Origin of the sequence: Sphingopyxis terrae subsp. terrae NBRC 15098, assembly GCF_001610975.1 — a bacterium.
GTDB classification, from domain to species: domain Bacteria; phylum Pseudomonadota; class Alphaproteobacteria; order Sphingomonadales; family Sphingomonadaceae; genus Sphingopyxis; species Sphingopyxis terrae_A.
This window is the reverse complement of the sequence record NZ_CP013342.1, coordinates 2,823,624-2,845,894: the sequence shown is the minus strand read 5'-3', so window position 1 is coordinate 2,845,894 and position 22,271 is coordinate 2,823,624. Positions and strand designations below refer to the sequence as shown.

The 22,271-nt window shown below is 59.7% G+C and carries 17 protein-coding genes and 1 pseudogene; 5 read left to right on the top strand and 13 right to left on the bottom strand.

The features are described 5' to 3' along the window. Positions 1-58: 58 nt before the first annotated feature. The 4 genes and pseudogenes from AOA14_RS13575 to AOA14_RS13565 all read left to right on the top strand — a co-directional run bounded on the left by AOA14_RS13575 (position 59) and on the right by AOA14_RS13565 (position 4,412). Positions 59-1,918: a polysaccharide biosynthesis protein gene (locus AOA14_RS13575; protein ID WP_238929662.1), complete on the top strand. Its 1,860-nt coding sequence runs from the start codon at positions 59-61 to the stop codon at positions 1,916-1,918. A gap of 120 nt (positions 1,919-2,038) precedes the next feature. After that, positions 2,039-3,265, top strand: a complete 1,227-nt coding sequence (locus AOA14_RS19345) for a sugar transferase (protein WP_202988266.1) — start codon at positions 2,039-2,041, stop codon at positions 3,263-3,265. Between the two features lie 4 nt (positions 3,266-3,269). Then, positions 3,270-3,629 (top strand): annotated as a pseudogene (locus AOA14_RS20385) (glycosyltransferase); the annotation flags it as partial. A gap of 36 nt (positions 3,630-3,665) precedes the next feature. Beyond that, entirely contained in the window at positions 3,666-4,412 is a 747-nt protein-coding gene (locus AOA14_RS13565) for a glycosyltransferase (RefSeq protein WP_238929661.1), read from the top strand. 38 nt (positions 4,413-4,450) lie between these two features. Here the strand turns inward: AOA14_RS13565 and asnB are convergent, their stop codons facing one another. From asnB to AOA14_RS13550, 3 genes are read right to left on the bottom strand one after another with little or no spacing between them, the layout of a single operon-like run. Continuing rightward, on the bottom strand, positions 4,451-6,394 hold the full coding sequence (gene asnB / locus AOA14_RS13560; protein ID WP_062902176.1) for an asparagine synthase (glutamine-hydrolyzing): 1,944 nt from the start codon (positions 6,392-6,394) through the stop codon (positions 4,451-4,453). Next, the gene (locus AOA14_RS13555) at positions 6,394-7,521 is read right to left on the bottom strand and encodes a glycosyltransferase (protein WP_062902175.1); all 1,128 of its coding nucleotides are present in this window, start codon (positions 7,519-7,521) and stop codon (positions 6,394-6,396) included. The genes asnB and AOA14_RS13555 overlap by 1 nt, the downstream gene beginning before the upstream one ends. 18 nt (positions 7,522-7,539) lie before the next feature. Beyond that, on the bottom strand, positions 7,540-8,373 hold the full coding sequence (locus AOA14_RS13550; protein WP_062902174.1) for an EpsG family protein: 834 nt from the start codon (positions 8,371-8,373) through the stop codon (positions 7,540-7,542). Between the two features lie 225 nt (positions 8,374-8,598). Here AOA14_RS13550 and AOA14_RS13545 point away from each other — a divergent pair, with 225 nt between their 5' ends. Then, a complete protein-coding gene (locus tag AOA14_RS13545; RefSeq protein ID WP_082819932.1) occupies positions 8,599-9,735 on the top strand; it encodes a glycosyltransferase family 4 protein in 1,137 nt (378 codons plus the stop codon). On the opposite strand, the gene AOA14_RS13540 is transcribed toward AOA14_RS13545, so the two are convergent. The 10 genes from AOA14_RS13540 to AOA14_RS13495 all read right to left on the bottom strand — a co-directional run bounded on the left by AOA14_RS13540 (position 9,705) and on the right by AOA14_RS13495 (position 21,868). After that, entirely contained in the window at positions 9,705-10,634 is a 930-nt protein-coding gene (locus tag AOA14_RS13540) for a glycosyltransferase family 2 protein (protein WP_062902172.1), read from the bottom strand. The genes AOA14_RS13545 and AOA14_RS13540 overlap by 31 nt on opposite strands. An 8-nt stretch (positions 10,635-10,642) precedes the next feature. Further along, positions 10,643-11,539: an FkbM family methyltransferase gene (locus AOA14_RS13535; RefSeq protein ID WP_202988264.1), complete on the bottom strand. Its 897-nt coding sequence runs from the start codon at positions 11,537-11,539 to the stop codon at positions 10,643-10,645. A 74-nt stretch (positions 11,540-11,613) separates the two neighbouring features. Further along, the gene (locus tag AOA14_RS13530) at positions 11,614-12,930 is read right to left on the bottom strand and encodes an oligosaccharide flippase family protein (protein ID WP_062902170.1); all 1,317 of its coding nucleotides are present in this window, start codon (positions 12,928-12,930) and stop codon (positions 11,614-11,616) included. A gap of 25 nt (positions 12,931-12,955) precedes the next feature. Continuing rightward, complete coding sequence (gene tviB / locus AOA14_RS13525) at positions 12,956-14,254, bottom strand: Vi polysaccharide biosynthesis UDP-N-acetylglucosamine C-6 dehydrogenase TviB (RefSeq protein WP_062902169.1); 1,299 nt, start codon at positions 14,252-14,254, stop codon at positions 12,956-12,958. After that, a complete protein-coding gene (locus tag AOA14_RS13520) occupies positions 14,251-15,267 on the bottom strand; it encodes an SDR family NAD(P)-dependent oxidoreductase (RefSeq protein WP_238929660.1) in 1,017 nt (338 codons plus the stop codon). The genes tviB and AOA14_RS13520 overlap by 4 nt, the downstream gene beginning before the upstream one ends. 62 nt (positions 15,268-15,329) lie before the next feature. Then, the gene (locus AOA14_RS13515; RefSeq protein WP_062902167.1) at positions 15,330-16,544 is read right to left on the bottom strand and encodes a hypothetical protein; all 1,215 of its coding nucleotides are present in this window, start codon (positions 16,542-16,544) and stop codon (positions 15,330-15,332) included. Positions 16,545-16,576: 32 nt separating this feature from the next. Beyond that, entirely contained in the window at positions 16,577-18,697 is a 2,121-nt protein-coding gene (locus AOA14_RS13510; RefSeq protein ID WP_238929659.1) for a GumC family protein, read from the bottom strand. A 139-nt stretch (positions 18,698-18,836) separates the two neighbouring features. Next, positions 18,837-19,487, bottom strand: coding sequence for a polysaccharide biosynthesis/export family protein (locus AOA14_RS13505; RefSeq protein WP_238929658.1), 651 nt, complete (start codon positions 19,485-19,487; stop codon positions 18,837-18,839). A 149-nt stretch (positions 19,488-19,636) separates the two neighbouring features. Beyond that, positions 19,637-21,124: an O-antigen ligase family protein gene (locus tag AOA14_RS13500; protein WP_062902165.1), complete on the bottom strand. Its 1,488-nt coding sequence runs from the start codon at positions 21,122-21,124 to the stop codon at positions 19,637-19,639. Positions 21,125-21,211: 87 nt separating this feature from the next. After that, entirely contained in the window at positions 21,212-21,868 is a 657-nt protein-coding gene (locus AOA14_RS13495; protein ID WP_238929781.1) for a metallophosphoesterase, read from the bottom strand. Positions 21,869-22,271: the final 403 nt, after the last annotated feature.

Sequence of the window (22,271 nt, the reverse complement as noted above, 5' to 3'; positions counted from 1 at the left end):
GCAGACCCTGAATTTCATCGGTGATCGTCCGCGCGTCCAGCGCCAGGCTGCAGCTGTCATGATCGATGGCGTACTTTGCCTCATGGCCGTGTGGATCGCCTTTTCGCTCCGGCTCGGCGTGTGGGAACTGTTCTCGCGTCCGATTGCGAGCTTCGCCGCCTGCGCGTTGCTTTTTTGGTATCCTATCGCGTGGCGATCGGGCGTGTATCGTTCGCTGATCCGCTATTCGGGCTCGCGTACGGTGGCGGACCTCGCGGTCGCGTGCGGACTCCTGATGATTCCGCTTCTCGTGGTGTGCGTGCTGTTCCGACTCCCCGACGTGCCGCGTACGCTCAGCGTGTTGCATCCGATCATCTTCCTGCTGCTGCTCGCCGCAAGCCGCATCGCCATTCGATTCGCATTGCTTGACTTGTTGAAGGTCGTCGATGTTAATGCGCGACGCATGCTCGTTTACGGCGCGGGGCGCGCCGGCCAGCAGCTGGCGCTGTCGCTGCGCCACGAGCCGAAGGTGGATCTTGTCGGCTTCGTCGATGACGACGCCCGGCTTGACGGCCAGCGGCTCGACGGCGTACGGGTTTTTGGGTCTTTTCGGCTGCGCCAAGTGCTCCAGGATACCGCCGCCGACGAAGTTCTGCTGGCGATTCCCAGCGCGTCGCGCGCGCGACGGCGCGAGATTATCGAAGAGTTGCAGGGTGAGGACGTCTATGTCCGGTCGCTCCCCAGCCTGACCAACGTCATCGATGGCAGCATCACCGTCAGCGATCTGCGCGAGATCCAGATAGAGGAACTGCTGGGCCGCGAAGCGGTGGCGGCAAACGAATTGCTTATGAGTCGGACAATTGTTGGGAAACGCGTTCTCGTCTCGGGTGCCGGTGGCTCGATCGGCAGCGAGCTCTGTCGTCAGATGGTTCGCTGTCGCCCGGCGCGGCTTGTGCTTCTTGAGCAGAGCGAGTTCGCACTCTATTCAATAGAACGCGAGCTCGATGCGATGATGCGCGCACTGGGCGAAACTGTTCCGCTCGAGCTTGAACTGGCGAACGTCTCCGAACGCTCGGCGATGCGTCGCGTATACAATCGGCATCGCCCCGAAACAGTGTTCCATGCTGCCGCCTACAAGCATGTTCCCCTCGTCGAGGCGAATCCGATTTCGGGCTTGCGTAACAATATTATGGGAACGCTGTACAGCGTCGAGGCGGCCGAAGAATTTGGGGCGACCAATTTCACATTGATAAGCACGGACAAGGCGGTGCGGCCGACGAATATCATGGGTGCGTCGAAGCGCGTTTGCGAGTTGATCCTGCAGGCGCGCGCCGCCAACCCGGACGTGGGGACGATCTTCAGCATGGTGCGATTCGGCAATGTTCTGGGTTCCAGCGGGTCAGTCGTACCGTTATTCAAAGCGCAGATTGCAGCTGGCGGACCGCTGACGCTGACGCACCGCGAAATCACGCGTTATTTCATGACTATTCCTGAGGCCGCGCAACTCGTCATTCAGGCGAGCGCAATGGCAAAGGGGGGCGAGGTGTTTGTACTCGACATGGGGGAACCGGTTCGGATCGCAGACTTGGCGCGCGCGATGGTCCGGCTTTCGGGGCTCAACATACGCGACGCCGATCACCCCGATGGCGACATCGAGATCGTCGAGACAGGGCTGCGGCCGGGTGAGAAGCTTTATGAAGAGCTACTGATCGGCAATAATCCCGAACCTACGAACCACCCCCGGATCATGCGGGCGCGCGAGCGATTGCTGCAATGGCCCGAACTCGACGCGATGCTGAAGGAACTCGACACCACCATTCGCGGGACCGGCGACGCCGTTGCGGCGATGCAGATTATCGGTCGTCTTGTTCCAGAATACGCCGCAGGCGGCCAGTGGGCTACTCTCCTTGGCGATCATCATGTCAAAAGCGTCGAATAGTCGGGCCAGGCGATAGCGGTTGACACGCCGCGGCACGGCTGGTTGGACGCCCATTGCCCGTCACCTCGGCTGCCGTTCCGATCGTCCAGCCTTCGAAGAAGCATAATGACAATCGCCTCTTTGCGTCCCTATGATTTCATTGTCACCGGAGCCTCTGGGAATGTGGGTCGGCATCTTGTGCCGTTACTCGCACGCGGGGGCCGTACTGTGCTCGCTGTCGGTCGCGACCTCGATACGCTGCGTAAGTTGTTTACCGATCAGCCTCACGTGGAAGTCGCTAGCTATGACGCGCTCGCGGGACTGACTGCGTGCGACACCCTTGTCCATCTCGCCGTCCGCAACAACGACACGCGTGGATCGCTCGCCGATTTCATCGAGGTAAACGTCGATTTCGCGATGCGGATCGCAAATGAATTTAAACGCATGAACGGCCGTCGCTTTCTCAATATTGCATCAATCCTCTCGCTCGACGAAGACGACCAGTCGCCCTATGCGGTGAGTAAAGCGATGGGAGTACAGGCGATCCGTGAGTTGGTCGGGAAGCGGCTCGACAACGTCCACATCGGATATTTCCACGATGGCGGCTATTTTGGCGAAAAGCTGCGCATGCTCGCAGCGTTCGGTCCCGCGGTGGGCAGCGCCTTTTTCGCAATGTTCAAGATGCTCAAGCCCACCACCTCGGCACAAAGCCTCGCGGATTATGCACTCGGGCCGGCGCATGCTCTGCCTCATCCCGAAATCCTGACCGACGATCTTTCGGATGCTTTGCTCTATCGCGCATTGACCCGCATGCTGGACATTGGCGTAGCGCTGGCAATCATGCTGCTCTTGGCTCCGGTTTTTGCTGCGATCTGGGTCGCCATCCGACTCGATAGCCCGGGTCCCGCAATTTTCGCGCAGGAGCGCGTTGGCGCCGCGCAAGCACCTTTCACCCTGTATAAGTTCCGGACGATGAAACACGGTACCGCCTCGGCCGGAACGCACGAGGTCAGCGCGAGCGCGGTTACCCGGCTTGGCGCTTTCCTCCGCAGGACGAAGCTCGACGAGCTGCCGCAGGCCATCAACTTGCTGCGCGGAACGATGACGCTCGTGGGGCCCCGCCCTTGCCTTTACTCACAGACCGAGCTCGTGGAAGCGCGCGAAGCGCTCGGTGTTTACACATTAAAGCCCGGTATCACCGGCTATGCCCAGATACGTGCAATCGATATGAGTCAGCCGCTTGTGCTGGCGCGGGCCGACTATCGATACAAGATGCTGCGATCTTTGCTGCTCGATCTTCGCATCATCCTTGCGACTGCGCGCGGACGCGGCGGCGGCGACCGTGTCGCGGCGCCTGATCGGCCCTGACCCGATGACACCCCTCCGCAATACGATCCTCTTCTTCGTCGGCGACGCCCCCTTCTTCGTGTCGCACCGGTTGAATCTGGTCGAAGGCGCGATCGCGGCCGGCTATGAGGCGGTCGTTGCCTGTCCCGCCTCACCGGCGGTGGCGACGATCGAGGCGTGCGGGGCCCGCTGGGTCGAGTGGAAGATCGATCGCAGCGGTATGGCGATAATGGCCGAAATTCGAACCTTCACCAGCGCATTTCATATCGCTCGGAGCACAGCCCCTGCGGTTATCCACGCGATCGCGCTCAAATGTATCCTCCATGCGGGAATCGCCTCGCGGATTCTTGGTATTCCGATCGTCGGTGCCGTGTCGGGGCTCGGCTATGTCTATACGGGTGCGACAACGCGGTCGAAGGCGATGCTGCGCCGCCTTATCAACCGGTTCATGAACCTCGGACTCAACCGCCGCGACGCCAGCTTCATCTTTCAGAACCGCGACGACGCCCGGATGGTCCAATTTGCACGACTCGACAAGGCGACCATTTACATGATTGGCGGCTCCGGCGTTGATCTTGGCGCGATCCCAATGCACCCTCATCCTGCTGACTCAACCACCATCGTGGGCCTCCCGGCCCGCCTGCTCCGCGACAAAGGTGTATATGAATTTGTCGAAGCCGCCACGCAAATTCGCGACCGCGGCCACAATGCCCGTTTCATTTTGATCGGCGATCCCGACCCGATCAATCCGACCTCGGTGACGCCGGCTGAACTCGATGCCTGGGTTGCCGACGGCGCGATTGAATGGCGGCCCTATACGCGAGACATTGCGTCGATGCTGGCGGCGCTCCACATCGTCGCCCTCCCCTCTTATCGCGAGGGATTTCCCAAGACGATCATAGATGCATCGGCTGCGGGGCGCGCGTCGGTAACGAGCGATGTTCCGGGATGCCGCGATGCGATCATCGACGGGGTTACCGGACTTCTTAGTCCGGCCAAGGATGCCGCGGCGCTTGCAAACACGCTCGAACGGCTGATTCTCGACCGCGATCGCTGTGTTGCTATGGGAAAAGCCGCTCGACAACACGCTGAGGCCTTCTTCGACATCCGCGATGTGACCATGCGGCATCTTGAAATCTACCGCGAAACCGAAAATCGCCGCCGCTGAACGTTTGGATATGCAGCCGGACGATGCCACACCGAATTTCAAGCGGTCGATTGAGCGTCCAGCCACGCCTGGAACATCAATATGTCCCACACATAATAGTGCATTCGGCGTCGGCCGCTACGCGTATCGGACCATAGGCGGCCGATCGCATCGGCGTTGAAATAACCTTCGCGCTTCAGGCGGTCGGGCGCCAACATGTCGTCGGCCCACGATCGAAGCGGGCCTCGCAGCCAGTGTTCGATCGGAACACCGAATCCCATCTTGGGCCGCTCCATCATTTCGCGCGGGACATAACGATAAAGCAACTGGCGAAGTGACCACTTCGCTTCACCGCCGCGCAGCTTGTATTTCAGCGGGAGGGAAAGCGCGAATTCGACGACGCGATGATCGAGCAGCGGCACGCGCGATTCCAGACTGACCGCCATGCTAGCTCGATCCAACTTCACCAAAATGTCGTCGGGAAGATAGGAGCGCATATCGAGATACATCATCCGGTCGCGAAAATCGCCCTGGGCGGGCCAATCGTGGTCGGGCGTCGTGAGAATTGTAGGTGGTTCATGCGCGCCCGGCACCAGCGCGGCCGGGTCCTTTGAATGCGAAACGAGCGAGCGATAGAAATCCTCAGCCTGTTCGACATCCAGAATGTCGGCCACCTTCAGCAACCGGTCGCCGACCGCCATCTTGCGCAGCCGCGCGGGGGCCATCTTCATGGTGCCGTCGATGAGATCCGCCGGGGTCAGGCGCAGCGCGCCCGCGGCCAGCTTGCGAACCGCGCGTGGCATTCGGCCGAGGCGCCGCCATATGTCGTAGCCCTGCGTATAGCGCGTATAACCGCAGAAAAGTTCGTCGCCGCCATCGCCCGATAAACTGACCGTGACCTCAGACCGGGCGAGTCGACTGACCAGCAGCGTTGGCATCTGCGAGGAATCGGCGAAGGGCTCGTCCCAATGGTGAGGCAGTATCGGGATCTGGTCGAGCGCGTCCTGCGGCGTTACATAAAGTTCGGTATGATCGGTGCCGAGGTGCGCCGCGACCCGCTTCGCATGATGGGCTTCGTCATACTCCTCTTCGGAAAAGCCGATCGAGAACGTCTTTACCGGGCGCGCCGATTGGCGCTGCATCAACGCGACAACCGTGCTCGAATCATAGCCGCCCGATAGAAAGGCGCCGAGCGGAACGTCGGCCGCCATCCGCATGCCGACCGCGTCGAGCAGCAAATCTTCGAGCGCGTCGACGGCGGCGTCGGGCGCCCCCGCAAATGGCTGCGCGCGCCCGTTCTGCGCCTTTTCGGCAATGTCCCAAAAGGCGACCGGGTCGGGCAGCTGGTCGTCGTCGAGGCCGATTTCCAGATAGTGCGCAGGCGGCAGTTTGGCGATCCCGCGATAGATCGAATAGGGGCCGGGCACATAATTGTGGCGCAGGAAAAGCGTCAACACGTCGCGATCAACCTCGCCCTGCCACGCGGGATGCTGGCGCAGCGCCTTAAGCTCCGAACCGAACAGCAGCGTCCCACCCTGCAGGCCGTAATAAAGCGGCTTTTCGCCCATGCGGTCGCGCGCGAGGAACAGCTTGCGTTCGCCCCGATCCCACAGCGCGAGCGCGAACATTCCGTTCGCGCGCTCGAGGGTGCCGACAACGCCCCACTTGGAAAAACCCTGGAGCAGCGTCTCAGTATCCGAATGGCCGCGCCATGCGATCGGGCCTGCCGCCTCCAACTCGCGACGGAGGTCGAGGTGGTTATAAATCTCGCCATTATAGCTTAGGACATAGCGACCGTCGTGGCTCGCCATCGGCTGATGTCCCGCGGGCGACAGGTCGATGATGGCGAGCCGGCGGTGCGCCAGCGCGATCCCCGCCTCGCCATCGACCCAATAGCCATCGCTGTCGGGGCCCCGATGCGCGATCGTATCGGCCATCCGCCGCAGCACCGCCTCGCCGTCGGCAAATCCGCCCCGGTCGAGGAACCCCGCAAAACCACACATCAAACGTCTCTTTTCATCATCGAATCATAGAGTTGGGTATAGGCATCGACAGTAGCCCGCAGGCTGTAGCCGGCCTCGATCCGCGCCCGAGCCGCTTTGCCGATTTCAGCGCGGCGCGCAACATCCATCCGCGCCAGGTCGCTTATCGCCGCGGCCATCGCCGCAGGGTCGCCGCGCGGGACGATCCGCCCATGTCCATCGATCAGCCGCGCACAATCACCAACGTCGGTGGCGATGCACGGCAGGCCGCTCGCCATCGCCTCCCCCACCACGTTCGGAAACGCCTCGCTTATCGACGACAGGCAGAAAAAGTCCATCGCGGGCAAGATCGCCTCTATATCGTCGCGCGGCCCCAGCGCATGAAACCGCTGCGGCGGCAGCGCGGCGAACAGCGGTGTCAGCGCTGCATTGTCGCGTGCCAGTCCGTCGCCGACCATGACGAAATGCAACTGCGGATTCTCTGCCATCGCGATCGCGGCCGCTTCCATGAAGGCGGGCACATCCTTGAGCGCGTGAAACCGCCCAACGAATCCCGCCAGCGGCGCGGCATCGCCAATGCCGAGCGCGGAGCGCAGCGCCGCGCGGCGATGCACGTCGGGTTTCCATCGCCCGGTATTAAAGCCGTTAGGAATTACGCGGCCGTGCGCTGGGGCGAACCCGAGTGCCTCGTGGTGCGCACGCGCCTGATGGCTGTTATAGAGGATCGCATCGGGTCGGCCGGACAGCCCTTTCAGGGCCCGAATGATCCATTGCGTTGCCAGCTTTTCGTCCCGCAAATCATAAAGCGACTGGCGGATATTCCACGCCAGGCCGACCGGCCGGCCCGCCATCGCGGCGGCGGCCGTTGCAATCAGGTTGCCGTGCGGCATCCATCCTTGGACGATGTCGGGACGCTTGCGCCGTGTCAGGGTCCGAATGCGGACGAGTGCGCCGGGAAGTCCGGCGACGCCCGGCATGTCGAACGCCGCGACGGCGACGCCCCGCTGCCTCAGCAGCGGCCCGTAGTGACCGTGGTCCGCGAGCGAGACGACGCTATGGACAAATCCGGCATCCGGACCCGCCGCGGCCAGGTTGAACAGCGACCGCTCGGCCCCCCCGGATCCGAGGCCGGTGATGATGTGAAGCACATGTCGCACCGGGCAGGATTACCCCGCAAAGCCGTTGAAATAATAGATCCATTGCGCGACCATGTAGATGGAAAGCGCCGGAATCGCGAATGACTTCAACGACGGTCGAGCAAGGAAAATCGTGGCGATGACAAAGGGGTATCCGAGGGCCAGAAAGCGTTGGGAATAGCCGCCGGTAAACACATTCACCGTCACCAACGACAGAATGAATAGCGAAAACCGGCCTTCGACCGAACGGAAGGTGTGCCGAAAATCGAGAAGAAACAGGCCGAGGAGCCCGACCCAGAAGCTGAGATAGAGGGGGCTGGCCGCAAGGTCGAGATACTCGGCGCGGCGGTCGCCGATCAGGTTGAGGAGAGTTTCCCGCAACGGCCCGATCGCCAGCCCCATGACGACGCCGGCGCCCAAGACGAGGGCAAGGCGAACTTCCAGCGGCCAGCGCGACAAACGCCCGCCTTCGTCAGCGGTCATGATACATAGAATGTAGATTGCCAGAAAAATGACCATTGTCGTGTGGATCGTCGCGGCAAAAAGGCATAGCGCGATCGCGATATAGGTCGACCGCCGGAAAAACAGGTAGACGAGATAAAGGATGCTGATCGCCAACGCGGAACGAAGCTGCGAATAGGCCAGTTCGAAAACGAGAGGATTGGCCAAGAAGACCAACGGAAGCAGCCCGCCGCGGCGGTAGACAATTAATGCCGCTGTGACGAGAAAAAGCGTCGATATGATCTGAAAAATAGTTTCATAGTCAACAGGGAGTCGGCCGTCTTCCAGAAGCTTCATCAGAAACCACCAAGAATATTCGGACGTGAAATAGTCGACGTAACTATTGAAATGAAAATAGTTCAAAAGATTATCTCTATAAATAATCTTTTGAATATAGACCTCCCTATCAATAAGAACGCCGCGCGTTCCAGACAGAATAATGTCCGGCCATGGTAGCAAGGAAATTATAACTGCCAATATGAGGGGTAGAATATAGTATCGGTAATCAGTCGGAAGAGTCCCTTGATAATGTGATCGATTGTTCATATGAGGACTACCAATTAATTATTTATAACCCAAGGCACTGAAATGAAAATATTATTTCTGGTATCTTCAATGCAGGGAGGCGGTGCAGAACGGGTGGCGGCGCTGCTCGCTAATGCGTGGACGGCGCGCGGACACGGCGTTACCTTGATGCCGACTTTTTCGGCGCGCGGGGAGTGCGTCTATCCATTGTCAGCGGCAGTTCAACTCGATTTTCTCTCCGATCATTGCGAGCCGGCCGCCGGACGGCTAAGCCGGCTCATGATGTTGCGCCGGTTTATAAGGAGCCTCGGCCCCGATGTCATTGTTTCATTTCTACCTCATGTGAACGTCGCGGCGATTCTGGCCGCGATGGGAACCCGGGTGCCCGTCATCGCTTGCGAACGGACCTACCCCCCCCTTCTCGCGCCGCCTCTACCCCGCTCCTATCGCCTTTTGCGTCGCCTGACCTACCCGTTCGCTGCGGCGCTGGTCGCGCAAACGCAGGGTACGGCGGACTGGCTGCGACGACACGTACCGCGGAGTCAGATAGCGATTATCGCAAACCCAGTGCTGCTGCCGATGACGGACGCGGAGCCTGCTGTTCCGCCGTCATTGCTGGCCGACACATCCACGCGCATACTTCTCTGGGTTGGTCGAATGGACGCCGGGAAACGGCCCGAGCTCGCAATTGACGCCTTTGCTTCGCTGGCGGATCAATATCCCGATTGGACACTTGTCATGTTAGGCAACGGCCAATTGAAGTCAGCGTTGCAGGCCTCGGTTTCGGCGAGGGGATTGGAGGAAAGGATATATCTGCCTGGGTTCGCCGGCAATCTCGGCGTTTGGTACGAGCGCGCCGACATCTATATCATGTCGTCGAGCTTCGAAGGGTTTCCCAACAGCCTTCTCGAAGCCATGGCGCACGGCTTGGCTTCGGTGGCGTTCGATGTTCCGACCGGCCCCGCGGAGCTCAGCCATAATGGCCAACGTCTTCTGCTGCTTCCCGACAACGATCAGACCGCGCGGCTTTCGAGCGCGCTGCGATCACTCATGGCCGACGCGGGCCAACGCAAAAACCTGTCTGACCGCGCCCGCGAGGTCACAACTACCTACTCGCTCGACCGAATTCTGGCCCAGTGGGCGGAGTTGCTCGCGGGCGTCACGGGCGATCAAGTCCGCGGCGACCAGCACTCGTCATAAAGGAAGCTGAGAAATCCGGCAGGCCATGCGAGCAGTTTCAACAGCCATCCCCCGACGCTCTTCGGCGGAAAGCCATCTTTTCGTCCGCCCCGCCGTATGTGCCAAGCATAGCGCGTATGGTTCGCCGCGATCTTGAGAACCTCGATCGGCGCCCGAAAGAACCAGCGCCAGTCGTGCGTCAGAAACTCCGCAGTGTAATAGCCGCGCCCGACCGCCATGCTGCGCATCTTCGTCACCGTATTGCGGCTGTTGATGATCGAATCCTGTTCGACATGATAGGTCAGAACGGCCTTGTTGATATAGCGCGTCTTGTAATGGCGCGCGATCGCGTTCCAGACGACGCCTTCGGGAACGAGGCCCTCGATAAATTCGGGAAAAGGAAATTGACGAAGGACATCGACGCGCTGGAAGCCCGACTTGTCGCCCCGGATACCGTCGCATAGTGTCGATTCCACGGGATTGCTGTCATAGGGGCTGCGGGGGTAAATGTCGCCAAAGACCGTTCCGTTCTCATAGGCACATAGCCCCGTTATGCCGACGTAGGCGGTCCGTTCTGCATCGGGGATTGCAAGCCATTCCTCATGAAGAATCCGCAATGCTTGCGGCAACGCGGCATCATCGCTATCCCAGCAAGCCAACAACTCTCCGCGCGCTTCGCGAATGCCATAGTTATAGGCGGTCTTTTTGTGGCCGTGCGACTGATAAAAATAGCGAATCGGGAAATCGGCCTCGCACGCCCACCCTTCCACCAATTCGCGCGTATAGTCGATCGATCCGTCGTCGACGATCACCCATTCGAAATCCCGAAACTCCTGCGCGACGATACTGGCATATAGCCGCGGCAGCGTATGCGCGCGATTGTAGGTGGGAGTGAAGATGGTGAAACGCGGGTTCGGCACGGCGTGGCTCAGGCCACTTTCACATCGCGATGCACCGCGACGATCATCTGATAAAAGCCAGGGTTGAACCGCGCGACCGGTCGCACTTCGAGTCGTTCGCCGAAAAGTGTCCGCAACAGAAATCCTGAATAACGGCCAAGCCGCGATTCGCCGAATTCGAAATTTCTTTCGACCGAAACGAAATCATAGCCCATACCGGCCAAGAGATTGGCGACCTCGGATCCCTTGGGTCCGAAATCGCTCGGCGACAGTTCGAACATTATGACGGGATGGTTCGCCGCGATGACCGCCGTCGCGCCCCGAAGAATCCGTGCCTCGAACCCTTCGGTGTCGATCTTGATGAAACCGATACGGCCGAGCGTCCGGTTGAGCACGAAGCTGTCGAGCGTTGCCAGCGGCACGCCTGTGCCCGGCACGGTATCCGGCCCACAGACCTCTATGAAAGTGCCGCCCATATTGGTCGGATTTTCGTGAAGCGTTCCGACGACGTCGGCGTCCGACAGGCCTTGCCGGTGCGGAATAACATTTGCCGCCTGCGCCGCGTTGAATTTCAGAAGTTCGAACGTCCGCGGATTGGGTTCGAATGAATGAACCTCGCGGAAATATCTTGCGAAGAAGATCGAGTGGTTGCCGATGTTCGCACCGACGTCAAGCGCCACCGATTCGCCCATATCCTCCACGAAACCGCCAAGCCACCCGAAAGCTGCGCACAGATAGTCATCCTCGTAACGACCATCAATGTTGATGACGTGCCCGATATGGTCGTGCGAAAAGATCGCCATCTGCGGATAGCCCGCAGTATGATGTTCGCGCGCCAGTTTGTGCAGCTTCCGATTGGTCACGAAACGCGATACTTTCGCCAATCCTTGGCTCGACGATCGGAAACTGTGGAGCGACTTGGTCACATTTAATCCTCTAATGAAACGGTACATTGAACGGGACTGCTGCCGCGATTCTATTCAGGCTGTGGGCAGCCGCCTCATGCCCGGCCGCCACGGGCCTTACCAAAGCTCACCATGCCGCCAAACACCGCACAATTCACGCCCAGCCACCGATAGACGGCACGGCAGGCGAGGTAACGATAGCAGATTAACGCCACCGATGCCGCGATTGCTGCCCCGGTGCCACCTAGCGACGGAATCAGGACCAGGCACAGCACCAACGAAACAACCAAGCTGATCGCGACGAGCAGAGTCACTCTGTCGTGATGGCCGGTCATGTTCAATATATAGATCGGGTCGCCGAACAGGAACGAAACCAGATATCCTGCCGCGATGATCGACAGTGCGAAACTTGCCGGGGTGTAGGATTCGCCGAACACCAGTCCGATGACTAGGTGCGATCCGAAGATCAAGGGAAGCGCAATCAAGCCCCCAATAAGGAGGATCAACCATGTTGCGTGGCGCACAGTCTTCTGAAGCTGCTCGCGATCGCCCGCCTTGTGCATCCGCGCATATTCAGGGGTTAGGACCGTGGTCACGGCCGTATAGCCAAACGCCACCAACAACCCGCCTTCGGCAGCAACGCGATAGAGACCAACGGCTTTCTCGGTTGCGAGAATGCCAAGGACCAGCAGGTCGACCCGCATCAGCGCCATATTGATAACCGAATTGAACATGAAGCGCGATCCGGTGGACAAGATTTCTCCCGTCCCGAGGATGCGGCCGCCATCGGCAGATGATAGCCGCCGCAGGATCAGAATGAGATGGACACAGCATGTCATCAACAACAAAGTAAAGGCTGCAAAGCGTGTTTCGATCGCGATTCTTGCGGTATATTGGTCGAGCAGTATCATCGCCGAGGCGCCAATGCCTAGGGTCGCCCCCGACAGTAAGACCGACCCATAGAGCTGAAACGCTATAGTCCGGCCAAACCCGCGAATTATGCCCGCCGCAACCTCAAAAAAGGCGGAAGGGATGACCATCCACAGGCCTATCCTCATGAGGCGGCTAATCGGCGTATCGGCCGTGAACTGCAAGACTAGTTGCCCGACCGCCACGATCGCGATCGCCGCGATGCCGACGATGGCAAACCCTTTGACGATCGAGCCGGCCAGCGCCAGCGGCTCGGCGCCACCGCGCGCTGCGGCAATATCGCGCGTCAATAGCTCAGGGATACCGAGCTTCGCCGGAATGCACAGCAGGGCGATTGCGGTGACGACAAAGGCATAAGTCCCAAACTCGTCGGGGCCTAGCCAGCGCGCAAAGATGATGCCGAGACCGACTGCTACAACGCGGTCGAGCAGGCCTATGGCGCCGACGCTCGCGGTTAGCTGGATGAGACTGCGGAGCTGCATCGCTTCCCCTGACCCGGTTCACAATTCAGATGCGCAAATCGCTCTCACCAAATCCTAACGTGCCCTTGACATCGATGAGCACTGACGAAGCATTGCCCAACTTGCGCAGGGCTTCTGCGCCGGCGTCGAGGAACTGACGATGCGATACCGCTAGAATGACCGCATCATAATCGCCCACGGCCGGATCAGCGAGCGCGATCCCATATTCGCGCTGCGCCTCGGCCGCGTCGACCCACGGATCATGGACGTCGACCTTGACGCCATATTCCTGGAACTCGCTGACGACATCAACGACCCGGGTGTTGCGGATATCGGGGCAGTTTTCCTTAAAGGCCAGCCCGAGCACCAGAACGCGCGCGCCCTGAACCGGCAGCCCGCGCTTTATCATCAACCGCACGACCTGGCTGACGATATAGCCGCCCATGCCGTCGTTGACGCGCCGCCCGGCCAAGATCACCTCGGGGTGATAGCCGACCGCCTGCGCCTTGTGCGTCAGATAATAGGGATCCACCCCGATACAGTGGCCGCCGACCAGGCCCGGCGTGAATTTCAGAAAGTTCCACTTGGTCCCGGCCGCTTCGAGAACGCTGTGCGTGTCGATGCCGAGCCGGCCGAAGATGATCGACAGCTCGTTCATGAGGGCGATGTTGAGGTCGCGCTGCGTGTTTTCAATCACCTTCGCCGCTTCGGCGACCTTGATGCTTTCGGCGCGGAACGTGCCCGCCGTGATTATCTGCGCATAAAGTCGGTCGACCCATTCGGCCACAATGGGGGTCGACCCGCTCGTCACCTTGCGAATCGTCGGCAGGCGGTGTTCCTTGTCGCCCGGATTGATCCGCTCAGGACTGTAGCCGGCAAAGAAATCGCGATTGAAGACAAGGCCGCTGACCCGTTCGAGGATCGGCACGCAATCCTCCTCGGTGCAGCCTGGATAGACCGTGCTTTCGTAGATCACGATATCGCCGCGCTTCAGAACGCGGCCGACCGTTTCCGAAGCCTTGACGAGAGGGGTCAGATCGGGGCGCTTATGCGCATCGATTGGCGTTGGTACTGTCACGACATAAACGCGCGCCTGCGCAAGCTCTGCGATATCGTCAGAAAACACCAGCTCGGTTGCTGCAGCAAGCTCGTCCGCAGTCGTCTCCAGCGTGTCGTCGCGCCCATTGCGGAGCGCCGCGATGCGGTCCCGGTTTATATCGAAACCGACGACTGGCCGGACGCGTCCGAATTCGACGGCGAGTGGCAAGCCGACATAGCCCAAGCCGATGACGGCGATGGACGCAGTGTCGAATTCGGGAAGCGGTGCAATCTGGTCGGACGTCATTTGCGGAAATATTCCCTGTACCAGGTGACGAATTGTTCAATGCCGTCGCGGAAGTCCGTTTGCGGACGATATCCAGTCAGCCGTTCGAGCAGGCTGGCATCGGCCCAGGTCGCTGGAACATCGCCCATCTGCATCGGCATCAGATTGCTCTTGGCCTTCCTCCCGAGCGAATGCTCGATCGCGGCGACGAAATCGAGCAACCGCACCTTGTCGTTATTGCCAATGTTGACGATGCGGAAGGGCGCGACCGGCGACAGGCTGTCTCCCGGCTCGATCTCCACCTTTGAAGCAGGACGTTCGGGCACAGCGTCAATCAGTAGCCGGATGCCGCGGACCAGATCGTCGACATAGGTGAAGTCACGATACATGTCGCCGCCATTATAAAGGTCGATTGGACGGTCATCGAGGATCGCATCGACGAACTTGTACAACGCCATGTCGGGGCGTCCCCACGGTCCATAGACGGTGAAGAACCGGAACATCGTCGTCGGCACGTCCCACAAATGTGCATGGGCGTGCGCCATAGATTCGGTCGCCTTCTTGGTCGCGGCATAGATGGTCAGCTGCGTGTCGGCCTTTTCATTTTCATGAAAAGGCATGTCGTCGTTTGCGCCATAGACCGACGAGGTCGAAGCCATCAGCAGGTGACCGACCTGGTTGCGCCGTGCCGCTTCCATAACATTGAAGGTTCCGATAACATTCGCCGACAGATAGGCGTGCGGATTTTCGAGCGAATAGCGCACTCCCGCCTGCGCGGCGAGGTGCACGATCACATCAGGCCTGAATTGATCGATCGACTCGTCAATCCGCTCGCGATCCTCCAGCATCGCCTCGACAGCGGAGAAATGCTGATTCTGCAGCAAAATCTGGTGGCGTCGGCGCTTCAACTCCACGTCATAATAATCGGTCATCCCGTCGAACCCGACGACTTCAAACCCCTCGGCGAGCAACAGTTTCGCCAAGTGAAATCCGATGAAGCCGGCGGTGCCGGTCACGAATATTTTACGGCGCATGCAATTCTCCATGGGGGTGGGTATCAGATAGAACTGGGTTGCGCCTTTTTGCCAAAGTCGCTTCACTCACGGCGCAGGCTGAGCCGCTCTATCGCAATGTCCGTGCCGACCGAGCTACTCTGGGCTCCGAATTCTAACGTCGCGCCATACCATGCGCATGAGCTGGTCGGGATCGTCAAAACAGCACTGCCGTTACCTTCGCCGATCGTGATGGGGGGGATCGGCGGACCCGCTCGGGTCGGTTCGGCGCAGGTCAGGCGAAACTTCAGCAGCGCATCGGGATTGGCAGCCAAGCCCGCTAAGCTCCATCGCAAGCGATAGACGCCGGGAGCGGAAATTTCTATCAGCTGGCGCGCTACCACGCCCGATGCGCCCGGCAGGCTGGATATCGCCAAGGTGCCCGCCTTGGAGTCGATCGTCGCCCCCACGTCACCGGTCTGAAGCAATTCCCATTCGAACGGAACGAAGCGGGGCTGATGGTTGAACATCGAACCGGCCAACAATTCGCCGCTCGACGTCACCGACATGCCGAGACTGCTTGCAATATCACGCGCGAGCGCCGGGTGGCCCCGCTTCGCCAACTCGGCGATCAACTCGAAATCAGTCTTGCTCGGATTATTGACATTCCAAGGGGTCCCGGCGATCCGACGCCGAATTTCGCCCGCACGCACGAGCGCGTTTGGCACCCTCAGAACCGCATTCCAATAGTCCAGGCTCCATTTCGGGTTACGACCGAGCATTGGCACTAGAACATCGGAAGCCCCAGCGCTGGCAGTGCCGGCAGCCATTCGCTCAAGATACATATAACGGACTTCGTAATCGACTGACATCGCGCGCCCGAGAAGGCCCATCGCGCGTTGGGTCTGCTTCCGCTTCAACGCCTCGTCAATCTGCATCGCATTAACGAGATTGTCGCGCCGGCTGAGTTCCGCCGCGAGCTCGATCAGTCGCTCGGACTTGCGCTGCGTCCCGTCCGCAGCCAGCGACTGGATCAGGACCGACAGCGCGGGCGTGGCAAGCGGTTCAGCGGCAAACGCCTCCTGCGCTAACTGGCGCTCTAACGACCCTGGAGCGGATTCAGGATTCTTGACCAGCCGTGCCCCCTGCAGCGCGTGGCTAAGCGACGCCTTTGTCCATCCTTGCGGCGGGATACCAATCATAGCCGCGCGGCCGGGCGCCCGACGCTCGTAGACGATCACAGTCGACTGAGCCCAGACCACGCCCGCCGCCAGCAGGCCGGAACCGATCAGCAGAGAGAATTTAGCCGACATCTTCATAATTAATCGCCGCGCTTCGCCGTTCGCTCCGTTTACTCGCTGTTGCCGCGGCTTTTGTCTGCGCCATAGCCATAGCCGTAGCCGTAGCCGTAGCCGTAGCCGTAGCCGTAGCCATAGCCGTAGATTTCGTTGCGTCTGCCGACCTTGGTAACGAGCGCTCCAAAAATCTGTGCGTCGGTCTGCCGCAAGCGGTTGAGCGCCGACTTGATCGCGCGGGCGCTGCTACTCGAGGCGTCAATCGTGAAAATGACGCCCTCCACCGGCCGCGCGAGCAATGGCGCATCGGCAAGGCCGAGCACCGGCGGCGCGTCGAGAATGACATGGTCATAATCGCGCAGCAATAGCTCGACAAGCTCGCTGAGCCGCGACGAACTGAATAGTTCGGCGGCGTTCGGCGGCATAGGCCCGGCGAGAATATAGTCAAAGCCAAATTCAGGCGACGAAGCAATCAGTTCGCTCACCTTGTCAAATCCAGTCAGATAGTTGCTCAGGCCATTACGGTTATCGACGTCGAGCAATTCGTTGAGCGAGGGGCTGCGAATATCAGCGTCGATTAACATGACTTTCTTGCCCGTTTGACCGAATACGCTGGCTAAGCTCAGCGCCGAGCTGCTTTTTCCTTCGGCAGGTCGCGTGGAAGTCAGCATGAAGCTGCGCGGCGCGCCATGATTGGTAAGGAACGTCAAGTTGGTCTGCGCAGCGAAATAGGCTTCGTAGATCATCGACTTCTTGTCGAGGAGCAGCTCTTCGAAGGTGTCCGCGTCGACCTTGGGAATCGAACCCAGCAGCGGCAGGCCGAATCGGTCGCTCACTTCGCTCGGGTCGCGGATCGACTGATCGAGCTGTTCGAGCAGGAAAACCAGCGCCCCGGCCAGTCCGAACCCGGCGATCAACGCCAGCGCAACATTGAGGATTAGCTTGGGACTCGACGGACCAGGCGATGGCGTTGCCGTATCGACTACTGCAATGTTATTCGTCCCGACGCCGGCGGCGCCAATTTCCTTGTAACGCTGCAACAGGCCGTCATAAAGCTGGCGATTGGTATCGACCTCTCGTTGGAGGATGGCATATTCGATCGACCGGCGCTGCTGGTCACGATATTTGCCAGTCAGCCGGTCGAGTTCCGCCTGTAACTCTTTCTCGCGCTTCAATGCGCTCGCATAGCTCTCCTGATTGAGCGCACGCGAGCGTTGCGTTTCAGTCGACACGGACTGATTCAGCGCTGCAAGTTGTTCCTTTTTGGCGACAATTTCGGGATACTCTTCACCGAAAATCTTCCGCAGACGGGCAAGATCTGCCATCAATTCAGCGCGCCGCTGACGAAGGGCGCTCACTGCGGCGTTGCTCGACAGATCCGTCGACGAAACTGAACTGCTCAGTTGGCTTTCGGCTGCAATGCGAGCGTCGCGCGCAACTGAAAGCGCGGTGCTGATCTTTTCGACATCGGCTGCAACAAGTGTTCGGTCACCGATCGTCCGTCCTGTTCCTGGGTCGCTGCGGGTCTCGAGCGTAATGATGTCGTTGTTCGCCGCATAGGTAATCAGCTCGCGCTCCGAATCCTCAAGATTGCGGCGCAGCGAACCGATACGTTGCTCCAAGAACCGCCGCGCGTCACTCGTTGCAGAGAAACGGCGATCGAGATTAGCTGCAACGAACTGCTGGACCCACAGATTGGTCAACTTCGCGGAAAGCGTTGCCGAAGGCGTCGAGAAGGACACATCGACAAGACTCGACTGGCGCACCGGCTCGATGCTCACTGCGTCGAGCAAAATCTTTTCCGCTCGTTCAGCCATACGCGCGCGCTGGGCACTGTTGGGTGTGCCCTCCTCACCCCCGGTGAGATCGTATTGGGCGAGGAAATCCTTGTCGTTTAGAAGGTTTCCGGCTCGGACTGTACGAGCCGCAAGCGAGCGCGATTCCAGCAAGCTGTACTGAGTATTGAAAAAGGCGATCTCATTGGAAATCGTCTTTTCGCGCGCGCCCTCGACGTCGGTTTCCACTGGAGCTTGGGGAGAAATTTCGATCCGCGACGTGCTAGTATATAACGGCGTCATCAGGAAAGTGATGGCCAAGCCAATCGTTAGACAGGCCAGAATGCTGCCGATGACCCAAGCCTTACGATTCAATAGGGCGACAAAGGCTCTTTCGACCATATGCATGTCAAAAAGCCCGCCGCGATATGGCTCAGCCTCACCTCGCCGGTCGGCGGGACTCGCCGAACTTCCGATCGAGCGCGCGGTGTTTGGGGTATCCATCTTCGCTATCATCCGTTCAGAAAATACGATCGCGCGATCAATTGTTGTTGGTGAGATTGGTCAGGACAATGAGCGGAGTGCTGAGAAGCGTGGCCGCTTTGATCACATCCTCAAAAAGGCGGCGCTGCGAAGAATCGCCGACCACGATCACATCGTTCGGAAAAATCTCGGGGTCGGCGTAATTGCCGCGCCTGATTGCCTGCAAGTTATAGATCCCGACATACTGCTGGTTCTCGACCTTGCGGAACACCAGCACGTCGTCCCGCTTGGCCAACTCGGTCAGCCCGCCCGCCAGCGATACCGCCCGCATCAGGGTCTGTCGACCAACGAGAGGATACTGGCCTGGGCGCTGTACTTGGCCATCGACGGTGACGGCCTGCGACAGTAGGTGAAGCGGGCTGGTCGCGGCCTTGAAGTTGACTGTAACCTGAGGATCGCGAACAAACCGCCCACGCAGCCTATCCTCGATCTCTCCAGCCAGTTGCGTGGGCGACTTGCCAGCGCCGTCTAGCGTTCCGATCAACGGGAACGAGAATTTGCCCTCGCCGTCGGTCAATATCTCGCGCTGAAGATCGGGAATGCCGTACACGTCGACCGAAAGCTCCGTAAAGGAGCCAACAAAGGTCTGTCGGGTTGCCTGTTGCGCATCGCGGCTCGTCGGCTGAGGAAGCGCGTCCAGAAGCGTCACCCCGCTGGCGGGGACAACCGCCACTGGCTGCTTTCCAGCGCAGGCCGCCAACCCGAGCAAAGTTAATGCGATTAGGCGATGCAAACGAGGCATATTCTTCTTTCAAGCCGAGAATCTTCGGTAAAGTCGTTCGCCCATAGGGCGAAACATCAGGTGGCGAAAGCAGCTTTAGTGCCGCGGTTGGTATTGAAAGCCTCCTCGCGGTGACGCACAAGGATGACGATAAGAATGGCCGCGACCATCATAATAGACGGCACGCGAAGAGGATAATCGACCGCCGCACCCGAGATGAGTACAGCAAATGTGGCCGCCACCGTCACTGTCTCGGCCATCTCCCCGCGCAACGGCACTCCGCGGGCGCGCGCGGCTGAAACCAATTGTAGCAAGATCCATATCGCGCCGCCGGCAAATATCAGCACGGCAGGCAGGCCGCCCTCGATGACGATCTGAAACCAGTCATTGTGTGCTTGGTTGAAATAGGCTTCGCGCAGCAGCGCGTCGGGCTCGACGATCTGATAGACGCGCGCAAACGATCCGAAACCCGCGCCGAGCAGCCAGACCTGCTTCATCAGTGCCGTGACCGTCGCCAGTGTAGCAATGCGAAACTCCTCGACGCCGTCACCCTGGAACAGTCGCCCAACCGTATTGTCGCGCCCGGAAAAGTAGAAGAGAATTCCGAGGCCGACAATAAGTACGAGCGGCAGGACATTGAGAGCAATCCGCCGCGCAACGCCGAAACGATCCGAAGATCGATGACGCCCCCGCTGCAGCGTGCGGGCCTGATTGATCGGCTTGGCCCGAAAGCGATAGGACCAGCGGACGACGGCATAAGCCATGATCGTACTGGCGGCACCGCATATCAATCCCATCCGCGAGCCGATTACCAGCGTGAACAGTAAGAAAAGCACTATGCTGGCGGCCAACGCGGGGACAACGAGCGGGCGTCCGTTTCGGCGCAATATCTCGTTCGATATCAGCCATCCAGCTGCGAGGATTGATATAGAAAGCAGAAGCGCATGATGATTGCGATTGGCAAAAAGGCCGACCGGCGACGTGTCATTAGTAATCCGATACAGATAAAAAACGCTGCGCGGTCCGCCCATAATCTGCAACAGCCCGAACACCACCGACGCGAGACCAAAAGCCCAGATCGCCCACCACAGCCGAACTCGCTCGGCTGCCGGTAGCGCCGCGGCCACCAGAAATGCGGCAAAGGGAACACACAGCGACAGCAAGCTGTTCATCGTCAGCGAAGGCGCCATGCTGATCGGGCGCCAGTGCTCGGGCGCGCCAAGCAATTGGTCGATCTCCCAAATCGGCCCACGCAGCGGCAGCGATGCCCAAAGGCTAGGCGGAAGAGGCGTCAGCTGGATGCCCATCCACACCGCCAGCGCCGCGATCAGCGCAAGCGGAACGCGAAGGCCGGTCAAGGCCCGGGACGGCATCAGCGCGATCGACACGGCCGCGAACAAAATCGACGCGGCGCGAAGAAGCGGTGCCGAGGAGATGTCATAACGCGACCCTCCCCCCATCAGGGCGACGATCGCCACAAAGGCGCCAACCATCCAGATAGCCCGGCGAATGGTCAGATCATCCAGCCTTGCCATCTTCGTCTTCGGCTTCATCAATGCGTCCATTCAAAATTCAGATTTGGTATCAGCTACGCGCTCGAGCCAGCTAAGCCAAGCCCGGATCGAGGTGACGAAGGCGGCAATGAGCTTCTCCTATTGGGGCTCAGCGTCCGCCGTGTCGAGAAACCAGCGTTCGCTTCCCTCCAGTCCAACGGCTGTCAAGCGGCCCGTTAGATATGCGCCGGTGTCGATGCCGATGCGTCCACGCGCCTCATCGACGCCATCCGAAATCGTATGGCCGTAAACTACGGTTGCGCCATGATCATGCTCGCCATCGATAAACTCGTCACGAATCCAACGCAAATCCGACAATTGCTGCCGATCGAGCGGGATGCCAGGCCGGACGCCGGCATGGACGAACACATAATCTCCGATCTGAACCATATCTTCGCCGCGCCCCAGAAAATCGATGTGCGATTGGGGAACCAGATGCGGCAGGCGCTCGGCAACCTCTTCAAAGTCCGCTGCGGCATAGGCGGCATCGTCGCACCAATAGCTTCTTATGGTCGCATCGCCGCCGATCCGGATAAAATAGCGCACGCGCCGCAAGTCGCCCGAAAGCGCGGACAGAAAACATTCCTCATGATTTCCGATGAGAAGAGTCACCTTGTCGAACGGAGCCCCGATGCGGATCGCGCGCTCGATGACAGATGCAGAATCGGGTCCGCGATCGACGAGGTCGCCGAGCAGGATTAGCGTCGTTTTCGCCTGGCCTCGGCCGGCGTTGTCGGCCTCGATCTTCGCCAACAATTGCTCGAACAGATCGTCACGACCATGAATGTCCCCGATCGCATAAACTCGCTCGCCAGCGGGCACACGCGGCTCCGCCGCGCGCGAACCGCGCTCTTCGCCTCGCCGGCGCTTCAGAAAACCAAGTAAGGACATATGGGGCTTTACGAGTAGAACTCTGAAATTACAGACAAATGCATCACCTGCCGCCCCCCTCGACGGCATGTGTTACGGCCCACGGGAGGCGTATCCGATCGTTTCGAACCAGAATTCCGCGAACGGCCGGGCGAATAGTGGCAAGTTAAGCCAGCGGCAAGAGCTTTGCGCTAAGGCGGGCGAAGGAATCGCCGAGAAAGCCTTTGCCTTATGAGTCCGGAATTGCGTTCATCACAGCATTCAGCGGCGCGAAAAATCGTTGTCGTGT

Coding starts and splice junctions, on each gene's coding strand:
- AOA14_RS13565 (WP_238929661.1), top strand. CDS start 3,666: ATGCTGCGCCGCCTTATCAACCGGTTCATGAACCTCGGACTCAACCGC.
- AOA14_RS13520 (WP_238929660.1), bottom strand. CDS start 15,267: ATGCGCCGTAAAATATTCGTGACCGGCACCGCCGGCTTCATCGGATTT.
- AOA14_RS13510 (WP_238929659.1), bottom strand. CDS start 18,697: ATGGTCGAAAGAGCCTTTGTCGCCCTATTGAATCGTAAGGCTTGGGTC.
- AOA14_RS13545 (WP_082819932.1), top strand. CDS start 8,599: ATGAAAATATTATTTCTGGTATCTTCAATGCAGGGAGGCGGTGCAGAA.
- tviB (WP_062902169.1), bottom strand. CDS start 14,254: ATGACGTCCGACCAGATTGCACCGCTTCCCGAATTCGACACTGCGTCC.
- AOA14_RS13515 (WP_062902167.1), bottom strand. CDS start 16,544: ATGAAGATGTCGGCTAAATTCTCTCTGCTGATCGGTTCCGGCCTGCTG.
- AOA14_RS13575 (WP_238929662.1), top strand. CDS start 59: ATGATCGATGGCGTACTTTGCCTCATGGCCGTGTGGATCGCCTTTTCG.
- AOA14_RS13500 (WP_062902165.1), bottom strand. CDS start 21,124: ATGGACGCATTGATGAAGCCGAAGACGAAGATGGCAAGGCTGGATGAT.
- asnB (WP_062902176.1), bottom strand. CDS start 6,394: ATGTGTGGTTTTGCGGGGTTCCTCGACCGGGGCGGATTTGCCGACGGC.
- AOA14_RS13530 (WP_062902170.1), bottom strand. CDS start 12,930: ATGCAGCTCCGCAGTCTCATCCAGCTAACCGCGAGCGTCGGCGCCATA.